Source organism: Sodalis-like endosymbiont of Proechinophthirus fluctus, from assembly GCF_001602625.1.
Taxonomy (GTDB): Bacteria; Pseudomonadota; Gammaproteobacteria; order Enterobacterales; family Enterobacteriaceae.
This window is the reverse complement of sequence record NZ_LECR01000062.1, coordinates 5462-5764: the sequence shown is the minus strand read 5'-3', so window position 1 is coordinate 5764 and position 303 is coordinate 5462. Positions and strand designations below refer to the sequence as shown.

1 protein-coding gene is annotated in these 303 nt (G+C 56.8%); it reads right to left on the bottom strand.

Going from position 1 to position 303, the window contains the following annotated elements:
* Positions 1-303: aminoacyl--tRNA ligase-related protein (locus BG74_RS17515; RefSeq protein WP_305809576.1), on the bottom strand; the 303-nt coding region annotated here is incomplete at both ends.

The window sequence follows — 303 nt, the reverse complement described above, 5'->3', positions numbered from 1 at the left end:
GCGGGTGATGCCGATGCCGTAGCAGCCCATGGTCAGCGTTTTCTTACGGCCGTCTTCACCCTGCACAGTGGCTTTCATCGCCTCTGAATATTTGGTGCCCAGCTGGAAAATATGACCCACTTCAATTCCGCGCTTGATTTGTAGTAGTCCTTTGCCGTCCGGACTGATATCGCCGTCAACAACCTTACGCAGGTCGGCCACCTGGGGCAGTGGCAAATCCCGTTCCCAGTTAATACCGAAGAAATGTTTCCCCTCGGCGTTGGCGCCAGCGGCGAAGTCGCTCATCACCGCCACGCTGTGGTC